This is a genomic window from Streptomyces sp. NPDC046859 (assembly GCF_040645135.1).
GTDB lineage: Bacteria > Actinomycetota > Actinomycetes > Streptomycetales > Streptomycetaceae > Streptomyces.
The window spans coordinates 1-7,419 of sequence record NZ_JBEYXR010000051.1; the positions used below are offsets into that span (position 1 = coordinate 1).

Annotated in this window: 7 protein-coding genes and 3 pseudogenes; 6 read left to right on the forward strand and 4 right to left on the reverse strand. The window is 69.5% G+C overall.

The annotated features are described in order from the left end of the window. A partial coding sequence (locus tag ABZ899_RS36220; protein WP_361355109.1) for a transposase occupies positions 1 to 492 on the reverse strand: 492 nt, incomplete at its 3' end. Between the two features lie 41 nt (positions 493 to 533). Between ABZ899_RS36220 and tnpA the strand changes: the two are divergent. Then, a pseudogene (gene tnpA, locus ABZ899_RS36225) lies at positions 534 to 785 on the forward strand (IS200/IS605 family transposase); the annotation flags it as partial. A gap of 120 nt (positions 786 to 905) precedes the next feature. On the opposite strand, the pseudogene ABZ899_RS36230 reads toward tnpA, so the two are convergent. Beyond that, positions 906 to 1,097 (reverse strand): annotated as a pseudogene (locus ABZ899_RS36230) (threonine--tRNA ligase); the annotation flags it as partial. A gap of 246 nt (positions 1,098 to 1,343) precedes the next feature. Then, on the reverse strand, positions 1,344 to 2,264 hold the full coding sequence (locus ABZ899_RS36235) for an NADP-dependent oxidoreductase (protein ID WP_361355112.1): 921 nt from the start codon (positions 2,262 to 2,264) through the stop codon (positions 1,344 to 1,346). A gap of 446 nt (positions 2,265 to 2,710) precedes the next feature. Here ABZ899_RS36235 and ABZ899_RS36240 point away from each other — a divergent pair, with 446 nt between their 5' ends. The 5 genes and pseudogenes from ABZ899_RS36240 (at position 2,711) to ABZ899_RS36260 (ending at position 6,855) form a co-directional block, all read left to right on the forward strand. After that, the gene (locus ABZ899_RS36240; protein ID WP_361355115.1) at positions 2,711 to 3,277 is read left to right on the forward strand and encodes a dihydrofolate reductase family protein; all 567 of its coding nucleotides are present in this window, start codon (positions 2,711 to 2,713) and stop codon (positions 3,275 to 3,277) included. A 101-nt stretch (positions 3,278 to 3,378) separates the two neighbouring features. After that, positions 3,379 to 3,885: a DUF3291 domain-containing protein gene (locus ABZ899_RS36245; RefSeq protein WP_361355118.1), complete on the forward strand. Its 507-nt coding sequence runs from the start codon at positions 3,379 to 3,381 to the stop codon at positions 3,883 to 3,885. 79 nt (positions 3,886 to 3,964) lie between these two features. Next, entirely contained in the window at positions 3,965 to 4,423 is a 459-nt protein-coding gene (locus tag ABZ899_RS36250; protein WP_361355127.1) for a TIGR03618 family F420-dependent PPOX class oxidoreductase, read from the forward strand. A 111-nt stretch (positions 4,424 to 4,534) separates the two neighbouring features. Further along, on the forward strand, positions 4,535 to 6,454 hold the full coding sequence (locus ABZ899_RS36255) for a hypothetical protein (protein WP_361355121.1): 1,920 nt from the start codon (positions 4,535 to 4,537) through the stop codon (positions 6,452 to 6,454). Between the two features lie 61 nt (positions 6,455 to 6,515). Continuing rightward, a pseudogene (locus ABZ899_RS36260) lies at positions 6,516 to 6,855 on the forward strand (VOC family protein). A 74-nt stretch (positions 6,856 to 6,929) separates the two neighbouring features. Here the strand turns inward: ABZ899_RS36260 and ABZ899_RS36265 are convergent. Then, positions 6,930 to 7,163: a GntR family transcriptional regulator gene (locus ABZ899_RS36265; protein ID WP_361355124.1), complete on the reverse strand. Its 234-nt coding sequence runs from the start codon at positions 7,161 to 7,163 to the stop codon at positions 6,930 to 6,932. Positions 7,164 to 7,419 lie beyond the last annotated feature (256 nt).

A 7,419-nucleotide genomic window follows, 5' to 3' on the forward strand; every position in this document is an offset into this window, starting at 1 on the left:
GTCCTTGACGACGGTGACGGAGGTGGGGGTGGCGGGCAGGGTGCGGGACCATGTCACCTTCACCGCGCCGATCTTCGGCAGGTCCAGACGGCCACTGCCGGTGATGCTCCAGCGGGCGTTGGCGGTGAACCGGACCGACTGCCGGTCGTCCTTGCGGGACTTGAATCGAGGCGGACTGATCTTCGGACCCTTGCGGGTGCCTTTGAGGGAGGCGAAGAAGTTGCGGTAAGCGCTCTCGGCGTCCCGCAGGGACTGCTGCAGCACTACCACGGAGACCTCACCCAGCCAGGACCGCTCGGCAGTCCGTTTCGCCTCGGTGATCAGACGCGTGGACAGCTGACCGACCGTCGGGAAAGGCTGCCCGGCCCTACGGGCGTCTTCACGGGCACGCACCGCGTCGTTGAACACGACACGGGCGCACCCGAACGCCTTCGCCAACGCCCTCTGCTGGCCGGTATCCGGGTACAGGCGAAAGCTGTACCGGAGCTGCATGACCGTCACCCTACATACTTGGGTTATGGGTGAGATGCAGGAACGGTGAGGACAACCACGTCCACCTGCTGGTGAACTTCCCGTCCAAGGTCGCCGTGACCAAGCTGGTCAACTCCCTCAAGGGTGTCTCCTCCCGAAGGCTCCGCCAGGAGTTCCCCGACCTGGTACGCCACTACTGGCGGGCCAGCAAACTCTGGTCCGGGTCCTACTTCGCCGGAACCGCCGGCGCCCCGCTCTCCGTGATCAGGCAGTACATCGAACAGCAGAGACCGGTGTGCGCACCACCCGGCTGAACCGGGAAAGCCCTCGCGACGCTCCTCACCCCAGGCAAAGAACCACGCCGTCCGGCTCCGCCGGACCTGAATCCGCGACGCCCCGCGTCGCGACCAGTAGATTCGCTTCACCACCCAGCCTAAAGGCTGATGCACTGCGAATGAATTCTGGTAGCCGGCCCGCCGCTCGGCGCCACGGATGTACTCCTCCAGGGTGTGCCGCACGGCCGCGCCGTCGGGAAGCCAGTACGGCAGCCCCACGCCGATCAGCGGATCGGTGTCGAACAGGCCGAGTTCACGGCCGAGCCTGCGGTGGTCCTGCGAGGTGGTCATCATGCTCTCCCTGCTGAGTGCGGAGCAAGCGACCGGTCCTACGCCGAAGCCCCGGGGCACTCGCCCCGGGGCTTCGGATCAGGTCGTCTGTCAGCGCGCCGGGACACTCTCCGGCGTCGTCGTCATGGCAGCGCGCTTCATGCCGCAGACGCTAGCAGGGCGCCGTGACGCTCACACGGTGATTTTCTCCGCGGGGCCGGGTCTGGGACCGGGTCCGCTCTGGTCCTCGTCCTGGGGCCTGCCGGCTCAGCTCTCGGCGACGCGGATGATCGTCTTGCCGTGAACGCGCTTGCCGGGGGCGAATGCGGAACCCGCCTCGGCGAGCGGGCGGACGGCGCCGACGATCGGCTTGAGCCGGCCGTCCCGCACCCGCTGTGCGAGGTCGGCCAGGCGGGTCCGGTCCGGCTCAACGACGAAGAAGACGCCGAGTCCGCCGCGGGGGTGGACGGTGACCGGTTCGGCGATGGTGACCAGGGTGCCACCCGGGCGGACGAGGGCGGCCGAGCGTTCGAGGATCTCGCCGCCGATCACGTCGAGCACGACGTCCACCTCGCCGACCTCCTCCAGCTTCTCGGTATCGAGGTCGACGAACCCGTCCGCACCCAGGTCGTGGGCGGTCTGACGGTCGTCCGCCCGCCCGGTGCCGATCACCCGCGCGCCGGCCTCGCGCGCCATCTGGACGGCGAGGGAACCGACGCCGCCGGCCGCACCATGGATGAGCACCGTCTGCCCGGTGGTCAGGTGCCCGTGGTCGAACAGCGCCTGCCAGGCGGTGAGCCCGGAGATCGGCAGAGCGGCGGCCGTGATGTGGTCGACGTCGGCCGGGAGCGGGGCGAGGTTGCGCGCCTCGACAGCCGTGTACTGGGCCAGTGAGCCGTTGCGGGCCCAGTCGGTCAGACCGAAGACGCGTTGGCCGATGGTCAGGCCGGTGGTGCCGTAGCCGAGCGCGGTGACCACGCCGGAAAGTTCGTGCCCGGGCACGCTCGGGGCGCGGTCGTGACCTGCTCGATCCGTCCACGTGCTGGGCCAGTCCAGCTCACCGGGAGTGAACCCGGCGGCGTGGACCTTCACGATCACGTCGTTCTCGGCGGCGTGCGGAGGGGGCACCTCGGAGAGGGTCAGGCCGCCGACACCGGCGTCACGTTCCTGGACGGTGATGGCTTGCATGAGGGGTCCTCGGAGTTAGGAGGGAAATCAGGGAGCGGACATCGCGCCTGATGACGCGAGCGTTCCCGTGGGAAGCAGGTCGCCCGCCGCGACCGCTCCCGGCACCCGTCCTCCCCGTTATCGCACACGGCGGGGGATACGGCATGACTGACAGGTGCCCGGTGCTGTCACGTCTCCGACCCTAGGGCCGGGGCGGCCCAAAGATGTGGGCCATTGATGCTCACCTTCACTGGTCCATTTGCCGGTCGCCGAGGGTGAGGGCGAGGACGCGATGGGGGCGGCTTGCCCGCGTCACCCACGTACATCACGCTGAGTCTCGAGGACGAGCACGAGGACGAGCACGAGGACGAACACGAGGGCGACCGGCGAGTACGGATCGCGCACCGATGAGTTTCCCGCGCCGCGCTGGTCTCCATGACAGACATCGACGGAGGGAAAGCTGCGCCATGCGGAAACTCATCTACGGCATGAACCTGTCCTTGGACGGCTACATCGCCGCGGCCGGTGACGACATCGGCTGGAGCGGTCCGCCGAGCGAGGAGCTGTTCCAGTGGTGGCTCGACCTCGAGCAGGCCTGTGATCTGGCTCTGTACGGACGCAAGCTGTGGGAGACGATGAGTTCCTATTGGCCCACCGGCGACCAGCAGCCCGGCGCCTCCCCGGCGGAGATGGAGTTCGCGCGGACCTGGCGGGACACGCCGAAGGTGGTGTTCTCCTCGACGATCGACAAGGTCGACTGGAACGCCCGCCTGGTCACCGGCGACGCGGTCGCCGAGATTACGCGGCTCAAGGCCGGCGAGGGCGGCCCGATGCACATCGGTGGCGCGACACTCGCCGCGGCGGCCATGCGCGCCGGACTGGTCGACGAGTACGTGGTCGCGACCCATCCGGTCCTGGTGGGCGGCGGTACACCGTTCTTCACCGCGCTCGACAGCTGGGTGAACCTGAACACGCTGGACACGCGGACATTTCCCGGCGGCGTGGTCATGACCCGGTACGAGTCGAGGCGCTGAGCGGCAAAGCACGAGAAGATGCCCTGAACTCGCGCTCACGCGTGATCGGTTGATGAGACGGGGGTACCTCGGCGCATCGACCCCGGCCTAACCTCCGGTACATGACCGACACCGCATACGAACTCGCCCAGGTGAACATCGCCCGACTCAAAGCCCCCTTGGACACTCCCTTGTTGAAGGAGTTCGTCGACAACCTGGACCCGGTCAACGCCGACGCCGACGCCGCCGACGGATTCGTGTGGCGGCTGCAGAGCGAGGAGGGCGACGCGACGGCCATCCCCGTTTTCGGCGACCCATGGCTGATCATCAACATGTCGGTATGGCGGGACACCGACACGCTGACCGCGTTCATGTACCAGGGCCGCCACCGGGAGATGCTCAGCCGTCGGCGCGAGTGGTTCGAGCGCGTCCGGGAGGCCATGACCACGCTGTGGTGGGTGCCGGAGGGCCACCGTCCGACCGTCGCCGAAGCGGAGTCGCGTCTGCTGCACCTGCGCACCCACGGTCCGACCCCGTACGCCTTCACCCTGCGTACGTCGTTCCCGCCCGGCGGCGCCGACCCGCTGATCGGCGAAGTACCCGAAGGGCTCGGCTGCTCGGCGCTCTAGGATTCGGTTGTTCGGCTCGAAAACGGTCCTGGAGTCACGTGCCGGAAATTGCCGCTCGGGCACGGACGTTGACCACGTCATGACTCAAAGGCCAGCACCTCGCCCCCTGTCCGACGATGCCCTCTCCAGCCTGCTCGGCAAGCAGCAGTTCGGCACGCTCGCCACCGTCAAGCGCAGTGGCCACCCCCACCTGACCACCATGCTGTACAGCTGGGATGCCGAAGCCCGGACGGTGCGGTTCTCGACGACGGCGGACCGGGTCAAGGTCGCGCACCTGCGGCGCAACCCGCGTGCGGCGCTTCATGTGCAGGGCGGCGACGTGTGGTCGTTCGCCGTCGCAGAGGGCGAGGCCGAGGTCTCCGAGAGCACGACCGTGGCCGGCGACGCCGTCGGGCGGGAACTCCTGGCGATGATCCCGCCTGCGGCGAAGCCGGAGGACGAAGCCGCGTTCCTGGAGCAGTTGGTCGCCGAGCGCCGCATGGTCATCCGGTTGAAGGTGGACCGCCTGTACGGCACTGCGCTCGATATCGACGGCTAGCTGCCCGGGCGGCCATGTGCGAAGCCAGACGGCGGCGGCGACGGAGGCGGCGGTTCGCAGACAGATGGAGAGGTGCTTGTCCGATCTTGATCAGGAGAGGACCATGATCGCGTGCCGCCGCGAGAGAGTCTCAACGAGTTGCTGGTCCGAGCTGGGCTCGTCGTGCTCGCGGAAGTGCGCCCCGGCAGCGTGTTCCCACCCGAAGCCAGCTGGCGCGTCGCCCGGGGCATCGCGGCGCCGGACGACGCCGTCCGGGAGGCGCTCGACGTCACATGGTGGGACCGCCTTGCCGATGGCGACGGCGAGTTCCTGGTGGCCGTCCGTGGACACCGGATCGGCGGCAACGACGCCTGGTGGACCCGGGTCCGCTCGGCCGGCGGCCTGCCGGGGCTCTCGGGCGGCCCCGGGTTCGTGGCCCTGTCCCTGGACGGGCAGGTGCTGCTGGCGGAAGTACCTGGAGCGGACAAGCCCCGGATCACAGCGCTCGACCGGTTGCCTGAGCGGCTGGAGGAGACCGCCGAGGCCGCCGGGAGCGAGACCGAGGCCGAACGCGACGAGGTGTGGGCGGCGGTACCCGGAAAACCGGCACGGCCCGCCCACTGGGCCGAAGGGATCGGGCTCAACCCTGCCGCGCCGGACGCGTTGCTGATCGAACTCCTTGATCTGGCGCCGGGCTTCCTGCACAGCTGCGACCGGCCCGCCGTCCTGGACGCCGCGCTGGCCCACCCCGACCCGGAGGTACGCGGTGGCACCGCCGACACGTTGCGGCCGAAGCTCACGCCGGAGCAGTGGGTACGCCTGATCCGCGCCGAACCGTCGCCGGGCCGCCGCGTGCTGTGGGCCACCCGCGCCTGCGCCCGAGGTGTGCGTCTCCCTGAGGACCTGTACGAGGTCCTCCTCACCGGCCCCTGCCGCGCCGAGGCCGCCGAACTCCCGGGTGTCCCCGCGCACCGCCTGCCCGCCGTCGCGGTCGACGCCGATCCCGGCGTACGCGCGGCTGCCTGTGGCCGGTGGGACGATCTCGCCGCGTCTGTCCGGGAGCGGCTGCTGACCGACCCCGACGGCACGGTCCGCGCGGCCGCGCTGCTGGCCCACCACACCACCGTGCCGATGCCGCGCGGGGTCTTGACCTCGCTGCCCGAGCCCCGGCGCGCGCTCGAACAGTGCCGCTTGGCGCCCGGCCTGGAGGCGGAGCTGGTCCGGGACAGGGACACGGGAGTACGTCGGGCGCTGGCCGTCAACCCCGGGCTCAGCCCATCGGGTGTCGCCGTCCTGGCGGGCGACGCCTGCGACGACGTCCGCTCGGTGGTGGCGGTGCGCCCCGACCTGACCGAGGAGCAGCGGGCGGCCGTGCCCCATGACTTCGACCTGACGTCGATGTCGTCCGCCCTGCCCTGGGTGGAGAGTCTGCACGGGGACGCCGACGCGATGCGCCGCCTGGCCGCCTCGCCCCATCCGCTCGTCCGCCGCAGCGTGGCGCGTGCCCAGCACCTTCCGTCGGATGTCGTGGAGCGTCTGGCCCGGGACGAGGACCGCGTGGTCCAGTTGTTCCTCGCCGAATCCTGCGACGACGCGCCGGCCGAGACGCTGCTGGAGGTCTGGCGCTGGTGGGACGGCAGCTTCAGCCACCCCGGCCGTCCCCACGACCACCCGAACTTCCCCCGCACCGGCCTGCTGCGTCATGTCGACGATCCCGACGGGCGGATGCGCCGGCTGGCCTTGGACGATCCGCGGTCCACCGCCGCCGACGTCGTACGACTCGCCCGCGATCCCGAAGCCGAGGTACGCCGGCGCGCCGCCGTGGACCCCAGACTGGCACCGGCCGACGCCGTACGGCTGCTGAGCGACCCGAAGGACTACGTCCGCGCGGCCGCGATCCGCAGCGCGCGGCTTCCGGCCCGCGTCCTGTCCGGGCTGCTGCACGACCGCGACACGGCCTACGAGGCGGTCACCAACCCGGCGATCCCGGTCCCGGTCCTGTACCGCCTCCTGGCCGCGGCGGCCGGCCGGGGGGTCGGTGAGGAGCTGTGAGGGGCGGGGACGGAGTGGAAGCCGGTGGCGCCTGGAGCGACGATCCGGAAGGCTGGCTCGCATGGTCTCGGTACTGCAGAACGTGGCGATCGACTGTGCGGATGCCTATGAACTGGCGCGGTTCTGCAGCAGGGTGACGGGCTGTCCGCTGCATCCCGACGCCAGACCGGGTGACCCGGAGACGCAGGTGTCGTTGGCGGAAGGCCCCGCGCTCTACTTCAACCAGGTGCCCGAGCCCAAAACGGTCAAGAACCGACTCCATCTGTACCTGCGCCCGGAGACCTCACGTGAGCAGGAGGTGGACCGGCTGCTGGGCCTCGGCGCCACCCTTGTCGCTGATCTCCGCAACCTCGACGGCTTCGGGCTGGGCCGTGCTCGCGGATCCGAACATTCACAACTAGCAGATCTGAGCAACCCCCAGGTCAGCGGGTGCGTGGCGGCTTCGTGCAGCCCGCCAACTCGCTTAAGACCGTGCTTAGTTGGGGCGCTCAGTGACGAACGAACCAATGCCGTTCTCAGTACGGATCAACCGGCGCTCACGTAGGTCGGCAAGTGCCTTCCGTGCGGTCACCTGGGCGACGTCAAACTCAGCGCACAAGGCAAGGATGCCGGGAAGCTTCGTGCCCACTGGGTACACGCCCGCGTCAATGCGCCGCTCAATCTCGACGGCAATCTGAGTCCACTTCGCGCGGGTCGGGTCCAGTTCCACATGATCAATGCTCCGCGCTGTGGCGAAATGCGGCTAGACATAGCGAGCTATAGCAAGGTCGCGTAACGTGGGGTTTCCGGCACCCGCCAGATACAGAACGGCCCGCCCCGCTGGATCTTGGCAGAGGCAGCGGAACGGGCCTGAGAGACGAAAGGACGTCTCCTAGTGTCCTGCGCCGGAGATCCGTCGGCAGAATCTTGCGAGGGATTCGAGGATCTCCTCGGCGGTCTTGGTCCAGATGAACGGCTTGGGGTCT

Coding starts and splice junctions, on each gene's coding strand:
- ABZ899_RS36240 (WP_361355115.1), top strand. CDS start 2,711: ATGCGGAAACTCATCTACGGCATGAACCTGTCCTTGGACGGCTACATC.
- ABZ899_RS36235 (WP_361355112.1), bottom strand. CDS start 2,264: ATGCAAGCCATCACCGTCCAGGAACGTGACGCCGGTGTCGGCGGCCTG.
- ABZ899_RS36250 (WP_361355127.1), top strand. CDS start 3,965: ATGACTCAAAGGCCAGCACCTCGCCCCCTGTCCGACGATGCCCTCTCC.
- ABZ899_RS36245 (WP_361355118.1), top strand. CDS start 3,379: ATGACCGACACCGCATACGAACTCGCCCAGGTGAACATCGCCCGACTC.